General features: G+C 54.3%; 23 protein-coding genes and 1 pseudogene. 19 read left to right on the top strand and 5 right to left on the bottom strand.

The features are described from left to right. Positions 1-218 precede the first annotated feature (218 nt). Positions 219-962 carry a hypothetical protein gene (locus CJP46_RS20150; protein ID WP_179281245.1) on the top strand — a complete coding sequence of 248 codons (744 nt, stop codon included), beginning with the start codon at positions 219-221 and terminating at the stop codon, positions 960-962. A gap of 46 nt (positions 963-1008) precedes the next feature. On the opposite strand, the gene CJP46_RS20145 is transcribed toward CJP46_RS20150, so the two are convergent. Beyond that, complete coding sequence (locus CJP46_RS20145) at positions 1009-1494, bottom strand: cell wall hydrolase (RefSeq protein WP_094597434.1); 486 nt, start codon at positions 1492-1494, stop codon at positions 1009-1011. A 308-nt stretch (positions 1495-1802) separates the two neighbouring features. On the opposite strand from CJP46_RS20145, the gene CJP46_RS20140 reads away from it, so the two are divergent. The 12 genes from CJP46_RS20140 (at position 1803) to CJP46_RS20085 (ending at position 15088) form a co-directional block, all read left to right on the top strand. Beyond that, a complete protein-coding gene (locus tag CJP46_RS20140; RefSeq protein WP_094597433.1) occupies positions 1803-2543 on the top strand; it encodes a class I SAM-dependent methyltransferase in 741 nt (246 codons plus the stop codon). A gap of 268 nt (positions 2544-2811) precedes the next feature. After that, positions 2812-3876, top strand: coding sequence for an N-acetyl-gamma-glutamyl-phosphate reductase (gene argC, locus CJP46_RS20135; protein ID WP_094597432.1), 1065 nt, complete (start codon positions 2812-2814; stop codon positions 3874-3876). Positions 3877-3893: 17 nt separating this feature from the next. Beyond that, entirely contained in the window at positions 3894-5123 is a 1230-nt protein-coding gene (argJ, locus tag CJP46_RS20130) for a bifunctional glutamate N-acetyltransferase/amino-acid acetyltransferase ArgJ (protein WP_094597431.1), read from the top strand. Between the two features lie 33 nt (positions 5124-5156). Beyond that, complete coding sequence (gene argB / locus CJP46_RS20125) at positions 5157-5990, top strand: acetylglutamate kinase (protein ID WP_094597430.1); 834 nt, start codon at positions 5157-5159, stop codon at positions 5988-5990. Positions 5991-6062: 72 nt separating this feature from the next. Further along, positions 6063-7259, top strand: coding sequence for an acetylornithine transaminase (locus tag CJP46_RS20120; RefSeq protein ID WP_094597429.1), 1197 nt, complete (start codon positions 6063-6065; stop codon positions 7257-7259). A gap of 46 nt (positions 7260-7305) precedes the next feature. Continuing rightward, positions 7306-8262, top strand: coding sequence for an ornithine carbamoyltransferase (gene argF, locus CJP46_RS20115; protein ID WP_094597845.1), 957 nt, complete (start codon positions 7306-7308; stop codon positions 8260-8262). A 96-nt stretch (positions 8263-8358) separates the two neighbouring features. Beyond that, positions 8359-9591, top strand: coding sequence for an argininosuccinate synthase (locus tag CJP46_RS20110; protein ID WP_094597428.1), 1233 nt, complete (start codon positions 8359-8361; stop codon positions 9589-9591). Positions 9592-9699: 108 nt separating this feature from the next. Beyond that, positions 9700-11103 carry an argininosuccinate lyase gene (gene argH, locus CJP46_RS20105; protein WP_094597427.1) on the top strand — a complete coding sequence of 468 codons (1404 nt, stop codon included), beginning with the start codon at positions 9700-9702 and terminating at the stop codon, positions 11101-11103. A gap of 195 nt (positions 11104-11298) precedes the next feature. Next, positions 11299-11934, top strand: a complete 636-nt coding sequence (locus tag CJP46_RS20100) for a YhbD family protein (RefSeq protein WP_094597426.1) — start codon at positions 11299-11301, stop codon at positions 11932-11934. 4 nt (positions 11935-11938) lie between these two features. Then, the gene (locus CJP46_RS20095) at positions 11939-12664 is read left to right on the top strand and encodes a polymer-forming cytoskeletal protein (RefSeq protein ID WP_094597425.1); all 726 of its coding nucleotides are present in this window, start codon (positions 11939-11941) and stop codon (positions 12662-12664) included. A gap of 116 nt (positions 12665-12780) precedes the next feature. Continuing rightward, positions 12781-13518, top strand: a complete 738-nt coding sequence (locus CJP46_RS20090; protein WP_094597424.1) for a hypothetical protein — start codon at positions 12781-12783, stop codon at positions 13516-13518. Positions 13519-13555: 37 nt separating this feature from the next. Further along, the gene (locus CJP46_RS20085) at positions 13556-15088 is read left to right on the top strand and encodes an MDR family MFS transporter (protein WP_094597423.1); all 1533 of its coding nucleotides are present in this window, start codon (positions 13556-13558) and stop codon (positions 15086-15088) included. A gap of 114 nt (positions 15089-15202) precedes the next feature. Here the strand turns inward: CJP46_RS20085 and CJP46_RS37590 are convergent. Further along, positions 15203-15901, bottom strand: a pseudogene (locus tag CJP46_RS37590) (DNA polymerase III subunit beta); the annotation flags it as partial. A 90-nt stretch (positions 15902-15991) separates the two neighbouring features. Here CJP46_RS37590 and CJP46_RS36595 point away from each other — a divergent pair. Then, entirely contained in the window at positions 15992-16147 is a 156-nt protein-coding gene (locus CJP46_RS36595; protein WP_163882621.1) for a hypothetical protein, read from the top strand. A 117-nt stretch (positions 16148-16264) separates the two neighbouring features. Here the strand turns inward: CJP46_RS36595 and CJP46_RS20075 are convergent, their stop codons facing one another. Then, the gene (locus CJP46_RS20075) at positions 16265-17704 is read right to left on the bottom strand and encodes a VanW family protein (protein WP_094597421.1); all 1440 of its coding nucleotides are present in this window, start codon (positions 17702-17704) and stop codon (positions 16265-16267) included. A gap of 213 nt (positions 17705-17917) precedes the next feature. Between CJP46_RS20075 and ftsE the strand changes: the two genes are divergently transcribed. The 5 genes from ftsE (at position 17918) to CJP46_RS20050 (ending at position 23835) form a co-directional block, all read left to right on the top strand. After that, entirely contained in the window at positions 17918-18604 is a 687-nt protein-coding gene (gene ftsE / locus CJP46_RS20070) for a cell division ATP-binding protein FtsE (protein WP_094597844.1), read from the top strand. Then, positions 18594-19505, top strand: coding sequence for a permease-like cell division protein FtsX (gene ftsX, locus CJP46_RS20065; RefSeq protein WP_094597420.1), 912 nt, complete (start codon positions 18594-18596; stop codon positions 19503-19505). The genes ftsE and ftsX overlap by 11 nt, the downstream gene beginning before the upstream one ends. A gap of 81 nt (positions 19506-19586) precedes the next feature. Next, positions 19587-20882, top strand: coding sequence for a murein hydrolase activator EnvC family protein (locus CJP46_RS20060; RefSeq protein ID WP_094597843.1), 1296 nt, complete (start codon positions 19587-19589; stop codon positions 20880-20882). A gap of 136 nt (positions 20883-21018) precedes the next feature. Then, the gene (locus CJP46_RS20055; protein WP_094597842.1) at positions 21019-22443 is read left to right on the top strand and encodes a S41 family peptidase; all 1425 of its coding nucleotides are present in this window, start codon (positions 21019-21021) and stop codon (positions 22441-22443) included. Between the two features lie 90 nt (positions 22444-22533). Beyond that, positions 22534-23835 carry a PDZ domain-containing protein gene (locus tag CJP46_RS20050; RefSeq protein ID WP_094597419.1) on the top strand — a complete coding sequence of 434 codons (1302 nt, stop codon included), beginning with the start codon at positions 22534-22536 and terminating at the stop codon, positions 23833-23835. Between the two features lie 96 nt (positions 23836-23931). Here CJP46_RS20050 and CJP46_RS20045 read toward each other — a convergent pair whose 3' ends face one another. Beyond that, on the bottom strand, positions 23932-24729 hold the full coding sequence (locus CJP46_RS20045) for a flagellar motor protein MotB (protein ID WP_094597418.1): 798 nt from the start codon (positions 24727-24729) through the stop codon (positions 23932-23934). Beyond that, positions 24713-25510 carry a flagellar motor protein gene (locus CJP46_RS20040; protein WP_094597417.1) on the bottom strand — a complete coding sequence of 266 codons (798 nt, stop codon included), beginning with the start codon at positions 25508-25510 and terminating at the stop codon, positions 24713-24715. The genes CJP46_RS20045 and CJP46_RS20040 overlap by 17 nt, the downstream gene beginning before the upstream one ends. Between the last annotated feature and the right edge of the window lie 35 nt (positions 25511-25545).

Below are 25545 nucleotides of genomic sequence, written 5' to 3'. Positions count from 1 at the left end.
TCAGCGTTATGTATTATGGGTTTCGAAATACAGTACTAAGCTGCAGACAAGGGTGTAGATGCCTCAACAGAATTGATTACTTTAATTTAAACAATAAAATACATTTTTTAAACTTTTTGGATATTAATGATTATATAATTAAGTAGTATAAATCAACTAGAGAAAGTGAGAGGATTAACATTAACAAAGTCGCGTTGTTTTCAGCATCAATTCTAATATTGGGTTCTCTTGTTGCTTGCAATAATGAACAGAACAGTTCCTCAACGGGTCAGGATAAAACAACAAGCGCTCAGGTAACAACGCAACCTGGTCAAGAAAATAAGGAGAGTAATGAGGGGACGACCCAGGAGACTAAATTTTGGTCATCAGCAAACAAAGAAGTAAAGCTTTCCGAAACAACAGATGGAGTCATTGTAGACGTTAACGGCAGCCAAAAGAAATTCGATTGGAAAATACTTAGTGGAGTATCTGAACCCAAAGTGTCGTATGTTGATCTCACAGGGGATGGCAAAGAAGAAGCAGTCATCATTCTTGTTACGGGACATGGTACTAATTTAGATACGAATGAAGCCCATGTTTTAAACGGAGAAAACCTTACGGAAATAAAGATACAAAGTGCTGAGGAAATTCTTGCGGATTTGGAAACCGAAGTTAACCAAAAGGGCGATGAACTGCTAATTAAGGCTAAAGCTCAAGGGAAAGAATACAAATTCAGTAAAAAAGTCAGTGATTTAAAGTTAGTTAATCCAGATGATAAATTTGAAAACAAACTTTACTTTGGTGATATGATTTTAAATAATGTAAAGGATCAGAAACTGGCAGTTGATATAGGCGGATTTGTTAAACCCACTAATGGCGTGCTGCCTGAATACGTATGCACTGTTCATGTAACGTATAAATATGACCAAGCCCTAAATGAGTTTGTTGCAGATCAAATCGAAATTACCAATCCTTATGAATAAAAAAGAAGCTGGCCCAAAATGGTCAGCTTCTTTTGCATATTAAAGATTAGTGTTGGTAATTGAAAAACATGTGTTCACCTTTCAGGATTTTAGAAGTAACAACTACCCATGTGCCGCTCATTTTATATAAGAGCTTCCCATTTTCAGTTTTGGAATTCGCATTGAAAAGATCGACTTGGGTATAAAACAGTTTATCGCCGATTGGGTTTGCGAGGGTACCGACATTTTGAGCGACGGAAACACAGTTTTTCCAAACTTGACTTGATGTATCTGGTTTGAGGCATTTTGCCAAGTTAGGATCAGTTTCATTGAAACAAGAGAAGGCTGATGGATAAAGTACAACCTCTTCGACAGTATTCAGATTTTTGAATTCGTATGTTGTATCATTCTTTCGGTTGATAACAACCCATGCAACACCAACACGCGATTCCGAGTCATTTTCAGTTTCGCCATAAAGTGTTCTAGCCAACAAATCGACGCTGTCCCGTCCGTAAAGCTGATTTCTCGAAGTAAGTGGATCACCAATTGCCATAAATATTACCTCCTATAAAGTGAAAGTGTAGTTCGTCTTAGCGGCGTCTCACTATATAAAGAGATATGGAGCAAATGATGTACAACCAACCTCTGTTTCTTTTAATCGAACGTTTCCCGTATAGTGCAACAAATCGTTAGCTCTGGTGCTTACACCGAAAAGTAGCACATTACACGGGAAATAGATGCATTATTCCACTTATCCATTTGAAAGAAGCATTATTCGCGGATATTAGATGCACTTTTGCGGCTATTGGGAAGATTGAAGGTGGAATATATATATACCATTGAAAAGGGAGGGATGAACAGATGGTCAAGCTTAGACCGGAAATCGCAAACCAGGGGAATTACGGGATCGACGCGCCAACCGTCATTCGGAATTTGGCCTGGATCGGCGCACTGCCGCTCATTGCCGCCATCCTGCTCCTGCGTTTGCATGGGATGCTCTGGTCCATCGCGGCGGGATTGCTTTTGCTCGGTGGCCTGTTTTGTTGGCTGGAGGCTCTTCTGATGCTGTGGAGCAGCAAGCGGGGAAAAGGGATCATCATCCGGAATCTCATCGAACAGCTGGATATTGGTAAACGTGACAGGATCCTGGATGTGGGATGCGGCAGAGGTTTCGTGCTGAACTCTCTGGCCAAGCAGATCCCTGGCGGGAAAGTCATAGGCATCGATATTTGGAATCCCCGTGACCAGTCGGGGAATGACCCGAAGGTTACGCTGCATAATGCGGAGCTGGAAGGCGTAAGAAGCCGGGTGGAAGTGATCCATGCGGATGCGCGGGGGCTCCCGTTTGACAACGGCACGTTCGATAAGGTCGTTTCCAGCCTGGCGATTCATAATATTCAAGGGCCGGAAGAGAGACGCAAGGCTATCGAAGAAATGGTGCGGGTGTTAAAAAGGGGTGGCCAAGCAGCGATCCTGGATTTTCAGCATACTCGGGAATATGCGCAGTTTATGGCCGATTCCGGCATGCGGGATGTGCGGATATCCGCATTGTATGTTCAAATGTTCCCGCCTGTCCGCATCGTTACCGGCATCAAAAAGTAAACTCCGAAACAGACATAAATGCTGCGAATGGCGAGAGACATGTCATCTTTCAATAGGAATGAATCTGAACGGACCTTTGAGATGGGTCTTTTTTTATGGTAAATAGAAGGATTCATAGGTTTCGATGATGAAGTATCGGAGTGGATAAGCCCTTACAGGATAAGGGAAATTCGTTCCAAAGTGTTGTATTTATATAAAAGCGGTCGTATAATAATACATAATTATTCATGATTTATACAGAAGCGGCAATAGAGAGGGGAACGCGGGAATGGGAGAACACGGTACTGGGGAGAAGGTAAAAATAGCGATCGTCGGTTCGACCGGTTACGGCGGGGTTGAGCTGATCCGGCTGCTGCAGGGGCATCCCAATGCAGTCATTACGTCAGTGATTTCATCATCGAGCGCGGGAACGCCGATTTCGGAAGGCTTTCCGCATTTAACGGACATTATCGTGCAAAATTTGGACGGTACCGATCCGAAGGAAATCGCCGCCAAGGCGGATGTCGTCTTTACGGCTACCCCTTCGGGCGTCAGCTCCAAACTGGTACCGGGCCTGCTGGAAGCGGGGCTTAAAGTCATTGATTTGTCCGGGGATTTCCGGATCAAGGACGGCGCCACGTACGAAAAATGGTATAAGCACACCGCGCCGGATGCGGCTTATTTGGACAAAGCCGTTTTCGGTTTGTGCGAACTGTTTGGGGAAGAGGTCGCCGGCAAGGACTTTATTTCCAATCCCGGCTGTTACCCGACAGCTACCTTGCTCGGTCTGGTTCCGGCCATCAGCGCCGGCTGGATCGACCCGAACAGCATCATCATCGATGCCAAGTCCGGCGTATCGGGCTCGGGACGCGGAACGAGCTTAACGTCGCATTTTGCGGAAATCAATGAAAATTTCAAAGCTTACAAAGTGAATAAGCATCAGCATATCCCGGAAATTGAGCAGGTGCTTGGCCAAGTGGCCGGCGAGCAGGTGACGGTGACGTTTACGACCCAGCTGGTGCCGATGACCCGGGGTATTATGAGCACGATGTATGCGAACTTGAACGGCGTGTATAATGACGAAGATTTTGTGGAGCTGTACCGGCAGTATTACCATGGACGGCCGTTCGTGCGCGTGCGCGATACGGGCATTTGGCCGGCGACGAAGGAAGTGTTGGGCTCCAATTATTGCGATATCGGTTTTGCGGCGGATCCCCGGACGGGCCGGGTCACCATTATTTCGGTCATAGACAATATCGTCAAAGGTGCGGCTGGCCAGGCGATTCAGAACCTGAATCTGATGATGGGATGGGAGGAAAATCTCGGACTCGGCTATACTCCGGTGTATCCGTAAGCGGGATGAACATAGACATGGGACAATTAACGACGTTTACGCAGGTGAAGGACGGATCGATCGTCACGCCCAAAGGTTTTTCCGCGGGGGGCGTACACTGCGGTCTGAAGAAGACGGATCGCCATGACCTTGGCGCGATTCTGTGCGAGGTGCCGGCCGTCGCTTCGGCCGTGTACACCACCAATGTATTTCAGGCGGCACCGCTGAAGGTGACGCGCGAGAGCCTGCAGAACGGCACGCTGCAGGCTGTCATCGTTAACAGCGGCAACGCCAACGCGTGCACCGGGCAGCAGGGCGAAGCCGATGCCTATGACATGCGGGCGGCCGCAGCCCGCCATCTCGGCGTGGCGGAGCAGGACGTGGCTGTCGCGTCCACGGGCGTGATCGGCGAGCTGCTCAAGATGGACCGCGTGAACGCAGGCATCGAATCGCTGCCGCCGCGGCTCAGCAGCGCAGCAATGGGCGCGGAGGACTTCTCGCAGGCGATCCTCACCACGGACCTCGTGAAGAAGGAAGCCTGCGTATCGGTGTTGGTGGACGGCAAAGAGGTGACGATTGGCGGCGCGGCCAAAGGTTCGGGGATGATTCATCCGAACATGGCGACGATGCTCGCTTTTATGACGACGGACGCGGCTATTGACCAGGAAGCACTGCAGCAGCTGATGCGGCAGGCGACGGACGTAACGTTCAACATGATTACGGTGGACGGCGACACGAGCACGAACGACATGCTGATCGCCATGGCCAGCGGGCTGGCGGGGAACGCGGTGCTGACACCGGCGCATCCTGACTGGGGGCCGTTTGCCGAAGGGTTCACGTATGTGTGCCGAAGCTTGGCCCAAGCGATTGCGCGGGACGGCGAAGGCGCGACGAAGCTGGTCGAGGTTAGCGTCGCCGGCGCAGTCAGCGACCTGTCGGCACGGGCGATTGCCAAGACGGTGATCGGCTCGAGCCTGGTGAAATCGGCCGTGTTCGGCGCCGATGCCAACTGGGGACGGATCATCGCTGCCGTCGGACGCGCGGGCGAGCCGGTAAATCCGGAGACGGTCGACATCCGGCTGGGCGATATCAGCGTGTTGGAACAATCGCGTCCGGTCGCTTTTGATGAAGATAAAGCTTTGGTTTACTTGAAAGGGGACACCGTCCGCATCGTCGTGGATCTGCACGGCGGGGCAGGGCAAGCCACTGCCTGGGGCTGCGATTTGACTTATGACTACGTACGGATCAATGCGGCTTACCGGACATAAGGCGAAGGCAGCTGCAGGGGAGAGTGAATGCATATGAAGACGCTGGAGAATGAGCAGGGCTCCCATATAGGAGCGGATGGCCAGCAGACTTTTGTCATGAAGTGCGGGGGAAGCACGCTGGCGGCGCTGCCGGATTCCTTCTTTGAGGATCTGAAGCAGCTGCAGCAGCAGGGCGTGCAGCCGGTTATCGTCCATGGGGGCGGGCCGGCCATTTCGGATAATCTCGCCAAGCTGGGCATCGAAACGGAATTCGTGAACGGCCTGCGCAAGACGACCGAGGACGTCCTCGACGTCGTGGAGATGGTGCTGGCCGGAACGATCAACAAGCAGATCGTGCGGCGAATCCAGAGCACGGGCGGCCGGGCTCTTGGCCTGTCGGGAGTCGACGGGGGACTAATCCAGGCCGAGCCGGTGGCGAATGCGTCCGAGGTTGGCCATGTCGGCGATGTTACCTACGTGGAATCGGCGATCGTTAAAGGCATTACGGCCATGGGCTATATGCCGGTGATCGCACCGGTCGGGGTGGACGCGTCCGGGCAGCGTTACAACATTAACGCCGATACCGCGGCAGGTGCCGTCGCTTCCCACCTGGGGGTCGACCGGATGATTGTGGTCACGGACGTGCCCGGCATCATGAAAGCCGTGGACGGCAAGAAGCAGGTGCTGCCGTCGGTGACGGTGCAGCAAATCGAAGACATGATCGCCAGCGGCGATATTTACGGCGGCATGATTCCGAAGGTTCGGGCCGCGGTGAGCTGCATCCAGGGAGACGTGCAGGAAGTCGTCATCGTGGACGGCAGCGAACCCCGAGTACTGAGCAGGGTGCTGCAGGGCGAAGTGTTGGGTACCCGCATCGTGCGGGATTAAAATAAAGGCATGACGATATGATACAGGGGCACAGGGATGAACCTGCGGCTCCGGGAGAAGGAGTGATTAGGGATGAGTGCAAGCGAACAGGCAAGCTCATTGTTTCAAACGTACGCCAGATATCCGATCAGCCTGGTAAAAGGGCAAGGGAGCTGGCTGTGGGACGACAAGGGGAACAAATACCTCGATTTTATGTGCGGTCTGGCGGTGACCAATCTGGGCCATGCGCCGCAGAAAGTGACCGAGAAGCTGAAAGCCCAGCTGGATGAGCTGTGGCATGTATCGAACCTGTTCCACATTCCGAATCAGGAGAAAGTGGCCTCCCTGCTGACCGCTAACAGCTGCGCGGATGCGGTGTTCTTCTGCAACAGCGGCGCGGAAGCGAACGAAGCGGCTATCAAGCTGGCCCGCCGTTATCATCAGAAAGTGAAAGGCACCGGACGCTTCGAAATGATCACGTTCCATCAATCCTTCCACGGACGCACGCTGGCTACCCTGACGGCTACCGGCCAGGACAAGGTGAAGGACGGCTTCCTGCCGCTGCCTGCCGGCTTCAAGAGCGTACCGCTGCATGATCTGGACGCGCTGAAAGCGGCCATCGGCCCGGATACGGCAGCGATCATGATCGAGATGGTGCTGGCGGAAGGAGGCGTGCTCGTCGTGCAGCCGGACTTCTTGAAGGAAGTGAAGGCGCTGTGCGAGCAGCACGGACTTCTGCTCATCATCGACGAGGTACAGACCGGCATGGGACGTACAGGCAAGCTGTTCGCTCATGAGCATTACGGCATCGAGCCGGATATTTTCACGCTCGCCAAAGGCATCGCCAGCGGGTTCCCGGCTGGGGCGATGCTCGGTAAAGGCTATTTGAAAGATGCGTTTACGCCGGGCAGCCACGCCTCCACCTTCGGCGGTACACCGATCGCGACGGCGGCGATGATCGCCACGATCGAGACGATTCTCGAGGACCAGCTGCCGCAGCGCGCCGCGGACATGGGCGAGTATTTGATCCAGCAGCTGAACGAGAAGGTGGCTGTGCATCCTTTTGTCAATGAAGTGCGCGGCTTAGGGCTGCTCATCGGCATCGAATGCAGGGAGCCGGTGAACGACATCGTGCTGGAAGGGCAGAAACGCGGCCTGCTGTTCGTGACCGCCGGACCGAACGTGATCCGCCTGCTTCCGAACCTGTATATTACCAAAGAAGAAATCGATCAGGCCGTCGGCATGATTGCCGAGCTGATCCATGATCATACCGCTGTGAACAAAGCGTAGCAGGGCAGCATTAGAGCATGCAATGACAAAGGAGGACGTAACGATGTTGAGCCAAACCGGGCTGCTGCAGGATATCGACCTGAAGGGAAGAGACCTGCTGGAGCTCGACGATTATACGCCGGAAGAAATTCAGTACTTGATCGATCTGGCGATCGAACTCAAGCGCAAGCAGAAGAACGGCGAGGAATACCAGCCGCTGAAGGGTAAAACGATCGGACTTATTTTCGAAAAATCGTCCACCCGTACCCGGGTGTCGTTCGAAGTGGGGGCGTTCCAGCTCGGAGCCCACGCGCTCTTTTTAAGCAAAAACGATATTCAGCTCGGACGCGGGGAAATTATCAGCGATACGGCGCAGGTGCTGTCGCGTTACCTGGACGGCATCATGATCCGCACCTTCGGGCATCACAATGTGACGGATCTGGCGAAATACGCCTCCGTTCCCGTGATTAACGGCCTGAGCGATCTGGCGCATCCGTGCCAGGTGCTGGCGGACTACCAGACGATCTATGAGCAAAAAGGCCAGCTGAAAGGCCTGAAGCTCGCCTACATCGGCGACGGCAACAACATGGCCCATTCCTTGATGATCGGCGGCGCCAAGCTGGGCGTGAACGTATCGATCGCAAGTCCGGAAGGGTACACCCCAGATCCGGCCGTAGTGAAGGCAAGCCAAGAGATTGCCAAGGAGAGCGGTGCGCAGATCGTGGTTACGAACAGTCCGGAAGAAGCGGTGAAGGACGCGGACGTCATTTATACCGACGTATGGGCCAGCATGGGCTTTGAGGAAGAGCAGAAGGTCCGCGAGGCGGCGTTCAAAAATTATCAAGTCGACGAGAAGCTGGCGCAGCTGGCGAAGGCAGACTATCTGTTCATGCACTGCCTGCCGGCACACCGTGGGGAAGAAGTGAGCGAAGGGGTCATCGACGGCAAAAACTCGGTCATTTTCGACCAGGCCGAAAACCGTCTGCATGCGCAAAAAGCGCTGATGGCCGCATTGATGGGGTAAACCTATTGGACTCGGATGTATCGGTGCCGGATAGCCCGGAGGTTTGGATATCCGGTTCCTCAGTTTTTTAGATTAGTCAGGAGAGGGAGTTAAGACATGGCAAAGGAAAAAATCGTACTTGCGTATTCCGGAGGTCTGGATACGTCGGTCATTCTGAAATGGCTCAAGGAAACGTATGATGCCGAAATCATCGCGTTTACGGCCGATATCGGGCAGAGGGAAGAGCTGGACGGCTTGGAGGAAAAGGCACTGGCTACTGGCGCCTCGAAAGTATACATCGACGATCTGCAGGACGAATTCGCCCAGGATTTCATCTTCCCGATGTTCCAATCGGGAGCGCTGTATGAGGGGCAGTACCTGCTCGGCACGAGCATTGCGCGCCCGCTGATCGCCAAGCGTATGGTGGACATCGCCCGCGCGGAAGGCGCGACCGCGATTGCGCACGGAGCAACAGGGAAAGGGAACGACCAGGTGCGTTTCGAGCTGGCGGCTGCGGCCTTGGCTCCGGACATCAAAGTCATCGCTCCATGGCGGCTTGAGGAGTTCCGTAACGAGTTCCCGGGACGCGCGGAAATGATCGCTTTTGCCGAGAAGCACGGCATTCCGGTCACCGCCTCAGCGGCGAAGCCTTATTCGATGGACCGCAATTTGCTGCATATCAGTTATGAGAGCGGCGTGTTGGAGGATCCTTGGTTCGATGCCAGCGCGCCTGAAAATAAAGACATGTACCTGCTCAGCGTTTCCCCTGAGGATGCGCCGAACGAAGCGGAATACGTGGAGCTCGATTTTGTACAGGGGAACTGCGTCGCCATTAACGGCGAAAAGCTGAACCCGCTGGCCGTGATGGATCGTCTCAACGAGCTCGGCGGCAAACACGGCATCGGCCGCGTGGATATGGTGGAGAACCGTTTCGTCGGCATGAAGAGCCGCGGCGTATATGAAACGCCAGGAGGCACGATCCTGTTCACTGCGCACCGCAAAATGGAGTCGATCACGATGGACCGCGAAGTGATGAACCTGCGCGACAGCCTGATCACCCGTTACAGCACGCTCGTGTACAACGGTTTCTGGTTCGCACCGGAACGTTTGGCACTGCAGGCGCTCGTGACCGAAAGCCAGAAGAACGTGACCGGTACGGTACGCGTGAAGCTGTACAAGGGCAATATCATCGCCGCTGGCGTGAAGAGCCCGGTCAGCCTGTACAACCCGGACATCGCCACGATGGAAGCCGATCCGACCCAAGCGTACGATCAAGGGGATGCTACCGGCTTTATCCATCTGAACGCCCTGCGTCTTAAAGTCGGCACAGGCGTCGAACAAAGCAAGTAATTTTTCATGATATAATCAACAGCAAAAGCATGTCGTAGGGGGGCCGTTCCTTGTCGGTCACGGGAAGGAGCGGCCCTCTGCTGTCAAGCAAGAGGGGAGAGAACGATAGTGGGCAAACTGTGGGGAGGGCGCTTTACAAAGCAAACCAACCATCTGGTAGACGAATATACGGCTTCGATCGGTTTTGACCAGGCGCTCGCCGAGGAGGATATTCAAGGCAGCCTGGCACATGTGACGATGCTGGGCAAATGCGGAATCGTTCCGCAGGAGGACGTGGAGACGATCAAGGCGGGGCTGCAAACCGTGCTGGAAAAAATCCGCCGCGGCGACATCGAGTTTTCGGTAGCGGACGAGGATATCCATATGAACGTGGAAAAAAATCTGATTGCCGAGATCGGCCCGGTTGGAGGCAAGCTGCATACGGGACGCAGCCGGAACGATCAGGTGGCGACCGATATGCACCTGTATTTGCGCAAGCGGGTCGTCGAGCTGGCCGGTATGCTGCATGAGCTGCAAAAATCGCTGATCGGACAAGCCCGGGACAACCTGGATACGATCATCCCGGGATATACGCATCTGCAGCGGGCGCAGCCGATTCTGTTCGCCCATCATCTGATGGCGTACGTCTCCATGTTCCAGCGCGATATCGAGCGGCTCATGGACAGCTACAAGCGCATTAACGTCCTGCCGCTCGGCGCCGGCGCCCTGGCCGGGACGACGTTCCCGATCGACCGCCATTTCGTGGCGGAGCAGCTGCAATTTGACCGGGTCTACGAGAACAGTCTGGATGCGGTAAGCGACCGCGATTTTATCGTGGAGTTCCTGTCCCACGCGTCCATCATCATGATGCATCTCTCCCGCCTGTCCGAAGAGCTGGTGCTGTGGAGCAGCACGGAATTTAACTTTATCGAGCTGGACGACGCCTTCTGTACCGGCAGCAGCATCATGCCGCAGAAGAAAAACCCGGACGTGCCGGAGCTCGTTCGCGGTAAAACCGGCCGCGTGTACGGCAACTTGATGGGTCTCCTGACCGTCCTCAAGTCGCTGCCTTTGGCGTACAACAAGGATATGCAGGAAGACAAGGAAGGCATGTTCGACACAGTGGCCACGCTGGAAGGGGCCCTGCAGCTGTTTGCGCCGATGATCGCCACGATGAAGGTGAACAAGGGCCGCATGCGCGAAGCGGTCAACCAGGACTTCTCGAACGCGACGGACATCGCCGACTTCCTCGTCGGCAAAGGGCTGCCGTTCCGCCAGGCGCATGAAGTCATCGGCAAGACGGTACTGTACTGCATCCAGCAGGGCAAATATTTGCTCGACCTGACGCTGGAAGAATTCCAGCAGTTCTCGCCGCTGTTCGACGACACCATCTATCGGGTGCTGCAGCCGGAGACCGTCGTGAACGCCCGTAATGTGTACGGAGGCACGGCGACGGATCAGGTGGCTGAAGCGATTAAGCGCGGCGAAGTGCTGCTCAGCATGACGGAGCAGTGGCTTGCCGAGCATGTGTAACGATCGCCATAACAGGTTTGGTTGAGCCGGGTTCGGCTTCAGGCAAATTGTAAGCATGGATTCGAAAATAGCAGGCAATAAAAAGGCGCTTCCCTTTGGAGGCGTCTTTTTTTCGTTCGGTCCCTCTTATTTTCATTTGCCGTATTTACAACGTAACAATGTTATGTTACATTATTTCTGCGAGGAGGATGTGCAATGAACGATGAAGAGATTTCCAAAAAGGATCTCTTGGAGCTGACTGGGATTTCCTATGGACAGCTGTACCGCTGGAAGCGGAAAAACCTCATTCCCGAGGAATGGTTTATCCGCAAGTCTTCCTTTACGGGACAGGAGACCTTTTTTCCGAAGCAAAAAATACTGCAGCGCATAGACCGCATTATCAATATGAAGGACGGCTTGTCCCTCGACGAGCTGGCCGATGTGTTTTCGCCGAGCTCCGGCGAAATATCGATGACCCATGGCGAACTCCTGAAACGTAACATTGTTACAAGTCTGACGCTGGATTTGTTCGAACAGGAGCTGGGGAAGCAGGATGCGCTGACGTTCGCCGACATTTTCTCGGTCTATGTTCTGGAGAAGCTGCTGAAGAGCGGAGAGATCACCCGGGAAGAAGGCAAAATGCTGCTTTCCCTGATGCGGGAACATTACGCCAAGGTGGCAAGCAAACCGTGCGAGCTGGCGCTCGTCCGCAAAATGGGTGTGCCGCTGCTCCTGCTGGTCGAGACTACTGAGCATTTATATGTGGACCGGGATGCCAAGTGGGTGTTCCGCCTGCCTTTAAGAGGCTGTATCGAGGAATTGAAATTGAAAATCAACCAATCGGAGGTTTGAGGCGATGGAGCGGGAACAAAGACATGACATGTCGATGTCGGGCATCGGGACGGTGGCGTCCGGCGTGTATAAAACGGTAAGGATTGATGGGATCAGCCGGATCAATGGTGATATAGACTGCATTGCGCTGGATTCCAACGGCACCCTGAGCATTTCGGGTTCAGTGCTGGGGGAAACGGTCAAGATCAACGGGACGATGACGATTGACGGCGATTTATCGACCGAGCGTCTGGTTATGGACGGCATGGGAACCGTCAAAGAGATGACAAACTGCAGCGAATCGGCTACGATCAACGGCAAGGTTACCCTGGATAAGGGGCTCAACAGCGAGAAGGTGGAAGTGTCGGGCAGCCTGAAATCGAGAGGGGACGTCCAGTGCGAGGTGCTTTCGGTTCATGGCGGGTTTGCGGTGGATGGGCTACTGAACGCAGGCTTGATCGACTTGAAGATGAGCTTGCCCAGCAAGGCTAAGGAAATCGGCGGGGATCACATTACGGTGCGCAGATTGAAGAAGACGTCCATTCTGCAGCAGTTGGCCCAGGTCTTCAACAACCGCCTGAAAGCGGATCTCATTGAGGGGGACTTCGTGGACCTGGAATATACGGAAGCGGATATCGTCCGCGGCAGCGAAGTGCGGATCGGCCCCGGCTGCAAAATCGGCAGGGTCGAATACAAGGTCGACCTTAAGCGGGACGGAGACGCTCAAATCGGATCGACGAAGCGGATTTGAAAAAGGCTCTGAAGCCGACTGGCTAAGCAGAAAAGATCAATAGATCCAACACAGATGCATGAGGAAACATTCAAGGAATGCCCGGACGACCGGGTATTCATAAGGAGGAAGAGGTCATGACGACAAATGGAAACCGCCACGGGCTTGGCGATATGAAAATTACGGGCAGCGGCAGCTCGGGGGGCGGATCTTTTAACCAGGTCAAAATTATGGGTGACGCGGAAATCAGCAGCACGGCGGACTGCGGGCTGTTTAAATGCCTGGGCACGGCACAGGTGAACGGCTCCCTGATCACGGAAACGGCATCCATCAACGGATCGCTGAACGTCCGGGAGAACCTTCAGGGCGGACTGCTGAAGTCTCAGGGCGAGGTAAGAGTGTCCGGGGATCTGCAGTTGAAAAGCGTCAGCATCAACGGCGAACTTGATGTCGGCGGCAATGTGTCTTCGGATTTCGTCAAGATCAACGGTGGCCTCCGGGCGGCATCCGGCCAGACGGAGGAACTGCTCGTGCGGGGCGTGGTGGAAATCCCGGGCATGCTGAACAGCGAACAAGTCGAGATCAAGATGTATGGACCGAGCCGGATCGGGGAACTCGTGGGTGCCAAGATCACCGTCAAGAAAGGGCTGGGGATTCCCTTGATCGGCAAGATGACTTCCCATTACGACGGAGGGGAGCTCAGCGCGGAGAGCATAGAAGGCGACGTTGTTTATCTTGAGAACACCAAAGCTGACGTCGTTCGGGGCAGAAGGGTGAACATCGGCAGCGGGTGCGAGATCGGACTGGTGGAATATAAAGACGAATTCAAGCAGGACACGGCGGCAAGCGTTGGCCGGTTTGTCCGGCTGGGATAGGGTATTTTAAAAACAATATAAAGGGGTAGTGCGTAGCATGGCAGTGAAAAAGAACAGGCTGGGTCTGATCGTCGCCGGTCTGCTGCTCGGCGTGCTGATCGCGGCGATGGACAACACGATCGTCTCCACCGCAATGGGGACGATCGTCGGCGAGCTGGGCGGTCTGGACCAATTCGTCTGGGTCACCTCCGCCTATATGGTGGCAGAGATGGCCGGTATGCCGATCTTCGGCAAATTGTCCGATATGTATGGAAGGAAAAGATTTTTTGTGTTCGGGATCATCATGTTCTTGCTAGGTTCCGTTTTGTGCGGGACGGCGCACAGCATTACCGAGCTGAGCATTTACCGGGCGATTCAGGGAATCGGCGGCGGGGCGCTGGTGCCGATTGCGTTTACGATCGTGTTTGATATTTTCCCGGTCGAGTCCAGAGGTAAGATGGCGGGCATGTTCGGCGCCGTTTTCGGGGTGTCGAGCTTGTTCGGACCGCTTCTCGGGGCGTATATCACCGATTATCTGGAGTGGCGCTGGATTTTTTACATTAACCTGCCTTTGGGCATCGTAGCCTTTTTGCTGGTGGTGCTGTTCTATCATGAGTCTCATGAGCACTCCAAGCAGAAGATCGACATTTGGGGAGCAGCTACGCTGGTGGGCTCCGTGGTCAGTCTCATGTTTGCGTTGGAGCTGGGCGGCAGCAAATACGCCTGGGATTCGCCGGTCATTATCGGACTGTTCGCCGCGTTTGCCGTGCTGCTGATCATATTCCTGGCTGTGGAGGCCAAGGTGGCCGAACCGATCGTGTCCTATGACATGTTCCGCAAAAGGCTGTTCGCCTTCAGCAGTGCAGCGGCCTTGTTCTATGGAGCGGCTTTCATTACCGCAGCGGTGTATATTCCGATTTTCGTGCAAGGGGTCATGGGTGGAAATGCGACTAACTCCGGATTGATACTACTTCCGATGACGCTCAGTTCCGTGGTAGCCTCGCAGGTAGGGGGCATGCTGTCCTCCAAAATGTCGTTCCGCAGCATCATGATCCTTTCGGCAGTCATTTTCGGCGGCGGCATGCTGCTGCTCGGCACGATTACGCCGGAGACGACACGGACGATGCTGTCCATCTATATGCTGGTAGCCGGCTTTGGGATGGGATTTTCGTTCTCCGTACTTGGGATGTCGGCTATCCAGGGCGTGGACGCCAGACAGCGGGGCTCGGCCAACTCGACGATTTCCTTCCTGCGCTCGCTGGGGATGACGGTGGGAATTACGATCTTCGGCATCATTCAGCGCAATGACTTCAATGACCGGCTGAGCAGCACCCTGGGCGGGGCTTCCGGTCAGAATATGCCGGCCACGATGGATCCGCAGCAGATGCTTTCGCCGGAGCGAAGAGCGCTCATTCCGGCACCGATCATGGAGAAAATCAGCAGCGCGCTCTCCGTTTCCGTAGACCACGCCTTCCTGTGGGCGGTCATACCGGCGGTGCTTGCCCTGGTTTCGGTCTCCCTGATGGGCGGATCACGGCTCCAGATGTCCCAGATGGGACCGGGAGCGCGCAAGGATGGGGCGCATCACTAGTGAAAGCATGATTTCAACCTTCCTGCATGGAAGTGAAGAAGCTGGGGCGAGCCCTGGCTTTTTCTTTTGCTTTTAGTAAGTACGTATTTGTCAGGTTCACGATGTTGTATGTATCTATGTAGCTCTAGTCCTTAGCGGAGTGATCAGATAAACCAAGGATTCGCTTCTTGAAGCAGCCGAAACAACGAGAGGTTTTAAAGGGCCTGCATATCGAAGACGGATCCATTCGCCGTCGATTACACGCATGATGTCCTGCATATATTTTCCGTTAAAAGCAATACGAAAGGCTTCCCCTTCAAAGTCCAGTACAGGAATGGTTTCAAGAACATCACCGACTTCCGGCGTATTGGAGCTTAATTCCAAGGAATGGAGTGATCCCTTCAGCAGAACGGCTTGTCCACCCGCAACCAGATTGACCCGTTCGATCGATTTGAGAAAAGCTGCTGCAGAAATCCGTACTTCTGTTGTATATGTGGCGTTGATCATGGTTTCCATGAATGGGAAGGATCCGCTAATCAGAGGAATGTATGCCGTGAGATCTTGATTCTGCATCATCATCCGGTGATTACTGAAGGAGATCCGCAGTTTCTCTCCGGCCAGCAGTTTGGAGGCATCCTTTAAATACGCGGCAGGTATGACCGCCTCCACGTCATTGCTCGCATGGCCTTCAAGCCGGGTTGTCCAGGATGCCAAGCGCACACCGTCAGTAGCAACCAACTGCATAGAGCCATTTTTAATGTGCAATAGGGCCCCTGTTAATACAGGTCTGGCTTCATTCGATTTGGCGGATGCAAAAACGACTCGAAAGTGTTGGGCAAGAGATGCTTTCTTTCAACGCCAGGCGAATCAACCCGCCTAAAACGGGGTATAAAAGTGTAAAAGAAGCGAAAAGGAGTGAGCGTCATGAAAATCATTATTACGCAGGCGGAAGCGGTAGAGAAAGGCATCTGGGGCGAAGTCATGAAGATGTTCGGCGTCGAGGCCGAGGAGGAAGTGTGGCCGAGCGAGGAATACATTTTGACAGAAGAGCAGGCTCGCCGGATCGGGATCATTCAGTAAAATTCACATCTTAATGTGTAGAAAAAAAGGGTGTCTCCAGCGGTTTCGTTAAACCGGCGGAGGCACCCTTGCTTTGTTTGGATTATAGCTAAATATCCATTATTCCCTTCAACAGCATTAGAAGTTCGGCCCGCTTAAGCCGTCTTCCACGATTTGCTCTTCGGAGCCTGGAGTATTGTTACCTTCTCCCGAGTCCTCGGTATGAACTGCGATCAGCCGGCTTTGCGGGCGGTACGTGTCGTGGGAAATACGTTTACGCGAAACTTCCTTGCCGTTGACCTTCTTGATTTGATAAGTCTCGACGACATAACCGGGTTTGCCGCTCTGCAGGATCTCCTGGCCGCCCACAGGAAGGGTCGGATTCTGCACGAACTTCTCGGTGACAGGGAGGGTTTCGACCGTGCGGGACTCGATGTCGTAGGAGACATTTTTCGGGAAGGTGCCAAAAAATTTGACGATCAGGTTCCGGTCTTCGACGGCGGCCTGAATCAGCAGCGATTTGCCGGTATTGTTCCGGAAGCGGAAGTTAATCGAGCCTTCGGCAAACGTGGCGTCCTGTCCTTTCGGCAAGTAGCTGACCGGCAGGGAGTGGTTACGCCGTTCGACGATTTCGAGTCCGGTCCGGACCGCCGCATTATACACCGTGCTGGATACCTGGCAGATGCCTCCGCCTACCCCGGGAACCAGCTTCCCGTTCAGGATGACCGGCGCCTCGCGGAACCCGTATTTCTCTTCCGCCTCGGCAATGACCTTGCTGTAATCAAATACGTCCCCCGGCTTCAGCACCATCCCGTTCACCGCCTTAGCGGCGGCATCGACGTTGTATACCCTTCCCGGCCCGCTCGAGCCGAGTCCAGTGGAGAACTCGATGATTTTCCGCTCGATTCCTTCTTCCTTAAGATTGCCAATCGTTACGTTCGGCACCATTCGGTACAGGGGAAGGTCCAGGCTGAGCTTGGGCTTTTCACCGCCGGCAATCAGGGAGAAGTCCTTAGGGATCAGCGCCGTCATCTGCTCCTTGAGCGTGTTCCAGTCAATCCGTGAGACCGAAACCTCCGGCGTGTACACGACCTCATCTTTGCCTGTAATCCGCCGCGTGGCTTCCACTGGAAGCCCAAAATGCTCCTGCTCCCACTCGGGAGTGAATTTCTCCTTCAGCACGGAAATGTCCCAGTGGGGCACGATGTTCCAGTCCGTTTGAAATTGCCAGCGGTATTGGAGCTGGTCCAGCCAGCTTCCTTCATGCAGTTTCGCAACCGCCTCTTTAAAGGCGTCCGCTTCAAACGAGACTCCGGCTTCCTTCAGCGCCAGCTGGGTATCCGGGAAGCCTTTGGCATCCACGGACAGCGTCAAAGGAATGCTCTCCATCTGCTTGAGCCGGGCGTCCAGCAGCTTCAGCGCTTCATCCGTCTTTTTGCCTCCGAGCGGGTAACCGGCAACCTGGACCTTATCCGGAAGGGTGTTTTGTCCGATATAAAGATGTACCCACCCGGCGGTGACGGAACCGATCAGCAGGATGCTGGCGATAATGATCAGGCTTAAATGAACTTTTTTCATAGGGTTCCCACCTTTTTCGCTTCGTCTTCATCGTGATTGATGCTATCCTTCCATATATATGTAGGCAAAGTGGAAAAATTTCGGGTACTCAAAAGGTAACAATTTTGTTACAATGAAACACATCGTGATGATTCCTACGTTTTTTTAAAGGAATTAGCTGGAATGTGTCGAATTTATAATGGCTAATTATGTAATTAGGAAGTGATGAACGAAGTGATTGAAATGCAGGACGTGTGGAAGACCTACCAGAATGGAACCCATGCATTGCAAGGCGTATCGGTCAAAATCGATCGCAATGAATTCGTATACGTTGTCGGACCGTCCGGCGCAGGCAAATCGACATTTATGAAGCTTATCTATAGAGAAGAAGTGCCGACCAAAGGGCAGATCTCTGTGAACGGTTTTAATATCGGCAAGCTGAAACAGCGGAAAATTCCATATGTCCGCCGGAATATCGGCGTCATATTTCAGGATTTCCGCCTTCTTCCGACGCTGTCGGCATACGAAAACGTGGCTTTTGCCATGGAAGTCATCGAATCGCCGAAGCGGCAGATGAAAAAGCGCGTGATGGAGGTGCTGGAGCTGGTCGGACTGAAGTCCAAAGCCGCCCGCCTTCCGGCCCAGCTGTCCGGGGGAGAGCAGCAGCGGATCGCGATCGCCAGAGCCATCGTGAACAGCCCGGCGGTCATTATTGCGGACGAGCCTACCGGCAACCTGGACCCCGAAACCTCCTGGGGCATCATGCAGCTCCTCGATGAGATCAATTTCCGCGGAACGACCATCGTCATGGCCACCCACAACAAAGAGATCGTGAACACGATGCGCAAACGCGTCATCGCGATCGAGCACGGCAACATTGTTCGCGACCAGCAGAGAGGGGAATACGGATATGACTTTTAACACCTTCTTGCGGCATTTGCGGGTCGGGTTTAACAGCATATTCCGCAACGGGTGGATGTCCGTGGCATCCGTTACCTCCATCGTGGTGTCCCTGTTCGTGCTCGGGGTATTTATCATTTTGGTGCTCAATGTCAACGCTTTGGCCGACAAGGCCGATAAACAGGTGCAGATTCGCGCCTATCTGAACCTGAACGTCGATCAGAAGCTGCGTGAGAAGGTTCAGAACGAAATCTCCGCAATGCCGGAGGTCAGTAAGGTGCAGTTCATTTCCAAAGAGCAGGGTCTCATCGATTTCCGCAACAGTATGGGAGACGAGGGGAAGGACCTGCTGGAAGGCTTCAGCAAGGATAACAACCCGCTTCCGGACACGATTATGATCGATGTGATCGAGCCGACGACGGTTCCGTTCGTCGCCCAGAAGATTGAGGCGCTGAACACGAGCCATACGGAGCAGCCGATCATGAAAGTGAAATACGGCAAAGGCACGATCGAAACGCTGTTCAAAGTTACGCGCTTGGTGCGTAATATCGGGTTTATTTTCGTGGGCGGCCTGGCCGTCATGTCGATGTTCCTGATCTCCAACACCATTCGCGTCACGATTCTCGCCCGCCGCCGGGAAATCGGCATCATGAAGCTGGTCGGGGCGACGAATTATTTTATCCGCTGGCCGTTTTTCGTGGAGGGCACCCTGATCGGGCTGATCGGGTCCGTCATCACGGTGGCGCTGCTGTTCGTCGGTTATGACCGTCTGGCCGCCTCTATCGGCTCGGATTTCACGCTTCAGGTGTCACTTCTCCCGCTGAGCCAGCTGTGGCAGTGGGGAGGATTATTGATTGTTCTCGGCGTGCTGATCGGCATGTGGGGAACGACCCTATCTATTCGCAAATTTTTGAAGGTATAAGAACAAGGACGGACGATTAGCAGCTGACGGAAAGTCTTGGTTATACAGGAGAAACTTTTGGAAAAGGACGGGGAACGCAAGTTGAAAAAGATCGCCACATGTTTGGCCGTAGTTTTGATCGCAGCGGCTGTATTTCAGCCCTCGGAAGGTCTGGCAAAGAAGAAAACGGTCGATGAGATCGACCATGAACTGAAGGTGCTGCAGCAGCAGGCGCAGTCCGCCAAGCAGCAGAAGAGCAAGGCGGAAGCCCAAAAGCAGGAAGCGCAGCATTACAAAAATAAAACGACCCAAAACCTGCAATATGTCATGGACCAGATTAATACGGTGAGCAACACGATGACCAAATTGACGGTTCAAATCGACGACACGCAGGACAAGCTCCATCAGACCGCGACCGAGCTGGATGCCGCCGAAGACCGGATCCAGGCGCGGGAGAAAATGCTGGAATCGCGGGTACGCCTCATGTATACCGACGGCAACGTATCCTACTTGGAGGTGCTGCTCTCTTCGACCAGCTTCTCCGATTTCCTGGAACGGGCCGACGCGCTCAAGGAATTCGTGGACCAGGATAAGGATTTGCTGGAGCAGCACAAGAAGGACAAGGCGTTGGTGCTGGCCAAGAAGAAGGAACTGGAGTCGGATTACGCCAAGGCCAAGGATTTGTATGCCCAGATGGAAGACCAGAAGGCGATCCTGGCCGAGAATGAGAAACAGAAGCAAATACTGATCGCGCAGTACGACCAGAAGATTGAAGAATCCGACGACACCAGTGAAGAGCAGGATCAACTGCTCGTCTCGCTCGTCAGCAAGCGTGCTTCCCTGCAGCAGGAGAAGAACAAGCTGAAGGCCGAAGAAGCGGCAAGAAAGGCGGCGGCAGCCAAAGCGGCCGCTGCGAAGAGAGCAGCTGCAGCAGCAGCGGCTGCGGCCAAGAAGAAGGCCACTACGACGTCGGTCGAAAGCTCGGGCGGCTTCTCGGGTAGCGGCGGACCGCTGTATATGCCGGTGAGCGGAGCCCGCATTTCTTCGTCTTTCGGCCGAAGAGTCCATCCGGTCACGGGTGAAGTCGGTAAGATGCATAAAGGGGTGGACCTGGCCGTTCCGCAGGGAACGCCGATCCACGCTGCTGAGACAGGAACCGTTACGCTGGCCGAATGGTGGAGCGGTTACGGGTACTGCGTCATCATTGATCATGGGGACGGAATGTGGACCCTCTATGGACATATACGTGAGGGCGGTATTAAAGTAAAGGTAGGCGAGCATGTCAGCCGCGGTCAGGTGATTGCAGAATCCGGCGCAACGGGACAAGTCACAGGACCTCACCTTCATTTTGAAGTCCGTCAGAATGGAACGCCTGTAGACCCGATGCCGTATCTGTAGACCGTATAAATATTCCGTACAAGCCGAACATATACTAGGATGGTTAAGTCTGGTCATTCGAGGTTCGGCCGGAAAATAAAAGGCGGTGAAACTTACTTTGAAGAAACGTACGGTCGCATTGTTGGTCGTCGTTGGTATGCTCCTGGGAAGCGTACTGACCCTCGCGTTAACAAGCGCAAGTTTTGCGAATCAGGCGTCGACGGGCCAAGGCGTGTTAGCCAGCGTGGTCAGCGGCGGCTTGAAGCAGGATGAAGCGAAGAAAATCGGTACGGCTCTGGATCTCATCCAAGGCAATTATTATGAGAATGTGGACCGGAGCAAACTGGTGGACGGCGCCATCAATGGCATGATGGAATCGTTGGAAGATCCGTACTCAACTTATATGGGTAAGCAAACGGCACAGGAATTTGAGGAGAGCATCGAGGGGTCGTTCAGCGGCATCGGCGCCGAAGTGTCCTCGGAAGACGGCAATGTTGTGATCGTGTCTCCGATCAAGGGATCGCCTGCGGAAAAGGCAGGGCTCCGGGCCAAGGACATCATCCTGACGGTGAACGGAGAATCGCTGAGCGGCCTTGAGCTGAACGATGCGGTCTCGAAGATCCGTGGTCCGAAAGGCAGCGAGGCGAAGCTGACGGTCCGCCGCAGCGGTGCATCGGCGCCGCTCAAGTATACCATCGTGCGCGACGATGTCGACCTTGAGACCGTCAACGCCCACATGGAACCGGGCAAGGTAGGCGTTATTGAAATTACCCAGTTCTCTCTGAACACGGGCGACCGTTTCAAGGAAGAGCTGGCGAAGCTCGAGAGCCAAGGCATGAAGGGCCTTGTGATTGATGTCCGGAACAATCCCGGCGGCGTGTTATCCGTCGTGATCGATATCGCCGAGCAATTCGTGCCGAAGGGCAAGCTGATCGTTCAGGTCGAAGACAAGAACAAGAAGCGCGAGAAGAGCGAGTCCAAGGGGTCGGGCAAAGATTATCCGATCACCCTCTTGATGAATAAGGGAAGCGCCAGCGCATCCGAAATTCTGGCAGGCGCCTTGCAGCAGTCGGCCGGAGCCAAGCTGATCGGTGAAAACTCCTTTGGTAAAGGAACCGTTCAAACGAGCTTCGACAAGCAAATGGGCGATGGCAGCCTGCTGAAGATTACGATCGCGAAATGGCTGACGCCAAACGGCAGCTGGATCCACAAGAAGGGAATCAAGCCGGATATTGCGGTGGACCAGCCGGATTACTTCTCGGTGGCTCCGATCAACAAGGACAAATCGCTGGAGTACAACATGAATAACACCGACGTGAAGAGTGCCCAGATTATGCTGGACGGCCTTGGCTACAAGCCTGGACGCAAAGACGGATTCTTTGATGAGAAGACCTTGTCGGCCGTCAAGTCGTTCCAGAGCAGCGCGAAGCTGAGCGCAAACGGCGTCATTGACGCGAAGACGGCGGAAGCGCTCGAGAACGCTCTGATCGAGCACATCCGCGATCCGAAATATGATAATCAATTGAACCGCGGGATCGACGAGGTACGGAAGGAAATTGCCGCTACCGCGTCGAATCGTTAAGAAGGCTGATCTTTAGCCTTCTTTTTTTCTTGCGTCTGATGTCTGTCCTGGATATGCGTAAATGTCATAGGGAAGGAGCGTGGTGACGGATTGGATGTCGCATTGGAACTGCTGTGGAAGTTAGGAGATGCGTTGCTACAGCTGCTGACGCAGCCGTTTTATTATATTTCGATCATTTTGATGGCGCTGGTGTACCGCAGGCAGGTGCTGCTGGAGAGAAAACTGTTCTCCGTCCGGCTGCACAGCTGGGGTCTGCAGACATGGCGGACCTTTTGGGGCGGTCTGCTGGCCGGGATTGGCGTCTCGGTTGCAGCAGCGTTTTTGGGAATATCGCTGACCACGGAAGCGGTCATCTGCATTTGGGTGGTGGCCATCGTCCTGCTGCTGTTCCGGGTAAGGTATTTGTGTTTTGCCTACGCTATCGGAATTTTGGGCGTGATTCAGTTTATTATGGGGCTGTTTTCTTCCTGGAGTCCGGACGGGTTCCTCAGAACGGTGAAGGATACGGTAGCGGGTTTGGATATTCCTGCCCTGCTTGCTCTGGTCGCGGTGCTGCATTTGGCCGAGGCGCTGCTCATCCGCCTGCAGGGGGCGTCTTTTGCCAACCCCCTCTTTATTGAAGGGAAGCGAGGCAAGCTCGTCGGAGGCTATCAGATGCAGGTCTTCTGGCCGATCCCTCTGTTTCTGCTGATACCGGGGGCCTCCGACGCGGCTCTGCCCTGGACGCCTTTGTTTGGCGGAAACGGATGGAGCGGCGGATTCAGCATGATGGCGCTGCCTGTGGTGATCGGCTTCAGCGAAATGACGCAGAGCCTGCTTCCGCAGGTAAAGGCGGAGCGGACCTTCAAACGCCTCCTTATATACGGGGTCGTTCTGCTGGCATTCAGCATCCTGTCGGCTTGGTGGAGCCCGCTCGCCCTTGTGGCGGCTTTGATTGCCTTCGTGCTTCATGAAGGGCTGGCCTGGTACAGCCGGTATGAGGAGCAGCACCGGAGCCCGGTATTTGTCCATCCTGCGCAGGGGCTGAAAGTGCTGGCCGTTATTCCGGGAAGCCCTGCCGAAGAGTTGGGCATTGCGGCCGGCGAATCGATTATGAAGGTCAACGGCATAGCCATCCGGTCCAAAGAACAGCTGCATCTGGCCATCCGTAAGAACCCGGCCTTCTGCAAGCTGGAAGTGCAGAACCTGCAGGGCGAGAGCAAATTCCTGCAGCGGGCGATCTACGACGGGGACCATCATCAGATGGGCGTCATTCTGGCTCCGGATCCGGATGCCGGCGTGGCGCTGGTGTTGAAGCCGGTCAATCTTTTCCAGCTGATCGGCATGAAAATCCATGCCCGCAGCAAGTCGTCCTCATCTGCATCACCGGATGCGAGGGAAGCGGATATGTAAGGTGTGAATGCAAAAAGCGTGGGAGCTTCTGAGCTCCCACGCTTTTTTTGTGTGTTATGAAGAGGCCATCCGGGCTTGCCCCAAGCAGGGTCCGGATCATTCCTGAAGCTGGCGGAGAACGATGATCTCCACCCGGCGGTTCTTCTGCCTTCCGGCTTCGGTGCTGTTATCCCCGACCGGACGCGTGTCGCCGTATCCGGCGTACTGGAATTCATCCGGGTTCAGCTGCTTCTGATCGAGGAAAAACCGCAGGACTGACAGCGCCCGGGCTCCGGACAGCTCCCAATTGTCCTTATAACCCGAGACATGCACGATCGGCAGATTGTCGGTGTGCCCCTCAATGCTGATCACCGTGCTCAGATTTTTAAACAAGCTTGCAAGCTTGTCCAGCACCGGTGCCGAACCGGGCTTTAGATCGGCTTTGCCGATATCGAACAAAAATTGATCACTCAGCGTAATCGAAATGCCTTGAGGCTCGTCCGCCACGAAAATCTGGTCCTGCAGCCGGTTATCCTTCACATACTGCGAGATGACCTGCATCAGGTTCTGGAGCTCCTGCTCCTGCTTGCGGAAGGCGAGCTCCCGCTCACTCAGTTCCTGAGATCCGCTTTCCTGTGGTTTTTTGGCCGTGTCGGGATTTCGGTGCGTATTCTTGTCCGCTGTGCCGGTGATGCCGGATCCTTTCTCAAGGATCGAATCGCCGTTTTTGAACGTATGCTGCAGGGATTGGGTGATCGCTTCGTATTTCTCTACGTCCAGCCGGCTCATCGCGAACATCATGACGAAAAAGATCAAGAGCAGCGTGATCAGGTCAGCGTACGTGATCAGCCACCGGTCCCGGCCGCCGTCTCCTTCGCCTTTCCTGCGGCCCTGGCGTCTATTCCGCTGTCTCATCGAAGAATTCCTCCTTCACGGCAGGGGCATGATAGCTGTCCACCGGTGTGAAGGAAACGAGCTTTTTACGCACCATATTGGGGTGCTCGCCGTTCTGAATCGCCAGAATGCCCTGCATTAAAAGTTCCATTTGCTGAATTTCATCGGCGCTGCGGGACTTAATTTTCGACGCAATGGGTAAAAAGATAATATTGGCACTGGCCACGCCGTATAACGTAGCGGTAAAAGCAACCGCAATCGACGGCCCGAGATCGGTCGGCTCGGACAGGCTGCCGAGGACGTGAATCAGCCCCATGACGGTGCCGATGATGCCCATGGTCGGGGCATAACCGCCGGCGGATTCGAATATTTTGGCGTAGTTTTCGTGCTTTTGCTCCACGGCGTCCATTTCGAGCTCCATGATCTGTTTGATCTGGGATTCTTCCGTTCCGTCGACGACCAGCTGAATGCCTTCGCGAAGAAACGAGTTGTGATGGTCCATCGCCATTCTTTCAAGAGAGAGCACCCCGTTGCGTCTGGCGGCCGTCGACATGCCGACCAGATCTTCGATCAGCTGATTCGTATCTTCGGACGGTTTGCTGAAGGCAAAACGCAGCGCTTTGGGAATGGTTTTGAGACGGTGAAGCGGAAAGCTGACAACGACAGCGGCAAAGGTTCCCCCGAATACGATCAGGGCGGCCGCTGCCTGCATTAATCCATTAATCTGACCTCCTTCCCATAAAAAGCCACCTACTAGCGCGGCAAGTCCCGCCAGGATGCCCAGTATTGTTGTGATTTCCATGTTGTGCTATCACTCCTGTTCATGAGTTAGGGTTT

The sequence above is a fragment of the Paenibacillus sp. XY044 genome (genome assembly GCF_002257645.1).
Taxonomy (GTDB): domain Bacteria; phylum Bacillota; class Bacilli; order Paenibacillales; family Paenibacillaceae; genus Paenibacillus_AQ.
This window is presented reverse-complemented; position numbering and strand designations above follow the sequence as displayed.

Coding starts and splice junctions, on each gene's coding strand:
- ftsX (WP_094597420.1), top strand. CDS start 18,594: ATGACTTTTAACACCTTCTTGCGGCATTTGCGGGTCGGGTTTAACAGC.
- CJP46_RS20145 (WP_094597434.1), bottom strand. CDS start 1,494: ATGGCAATTGGTGATCCACTTACTTCGAGAAATCAGCTTTACGGACGG.
- CJP46_RS20075 (WP_094597421.1), bottom strand. CDS start 17,704: ATGAAAAAAGTTCATTTAAGCCTGATCATTATCGCCAGCATCCTGCTG.
- CJP46_RS20120 (WP_094597429.1), top strand. CDS start 6,063: ATGAGTGCAAGCGAACAGGCAAGCTCATTGTTTCAAACGTACGCCAGA.
- CJP46_RS20095 (WP_094597425.1), top strand. CDS start 11,939: ATGGAGCGGGAACAAAGACATGACATGTCGATGTCGGGCATCGGGACG.
- CJP46_RS20110 (WP_094597428.1), top strand. CDS start 8,359: ATGGCAAAGGAAAAAATCGTACTTGCGTATTCCGGAGGTCTGGATACG.
- CJP46_RS20090 (WP_094597424.1), top strand. CDS start 12,781: ATGACGACAAATGGAAACCGCCACGGGCTTGGCGATATGAAAATTACG.
- CJP46_RS20140 (WP_094597433.1), top strand. CDS start 1,803: ATGGTCAAGCTTAGACCGGAAATCGCAAACCAGGGGAATTACGGGATC.
- CJP46_RS20055 (WP_094597842.1), top strand. CDS start 21,019: ATGCTCCTGGGAAGCGTACTGACCCTCGCGTTAACAAGCGCAAGTTTT.
- argJ (WP_094597431.1), top strand. CDS start 3,894: ATGGGACAATTAACGACGTTTACGCAGGTGAAGGACGGATCGATCGTC.
- argB (WP_094597430.1), top strand. CDS start 5,157: ATGAAGACGCTGGAGAATGAGCAGGGCTCCCATATAGGAGCGGATGGC.
- CJP46_RS36595 (WP_163882621.1), top strand. CDS start 15,992: ATGAAAATCATTATTACGCAGGCGGAAGCGGTAGAGAAAGGCATCTGG.
- CJP46_RS20100 (WP_094597426.1), top strand. CDS start 11,299: ATGAACGATGAAGAGATTTCCAAAAAGGATCTCTTGGAGCTGACTGGG.
- CJP46_RS20045 (WP_094597418.1), bottom strand. CDS start 24,729: ATGAGACAGCGGAATAGACGCCAGGGCCGCAGGAAAGGCGAAGGAGAC.
- CJP46_RS20040 (WP_094597417.1), bottom strand. CDS start 25,510: ATGGAAATCACAACAATACTGGGCATCCTGGCGGGACTTGCCGCGCTA.
- argC (WP_094597432.1), top strand. CDS start 2,812: ATGGGAGAACACGGTACTGGGGAGAAGGTAAAAATAGCGATCGTCGGT.
- CJP46_RS20085 (WP_094597423.1), top strand. CDS start 13,556: ATGGCAGTGAAAAAGAACAGGCTGGGTCTGATCGTCGCCGGTCTGCTG.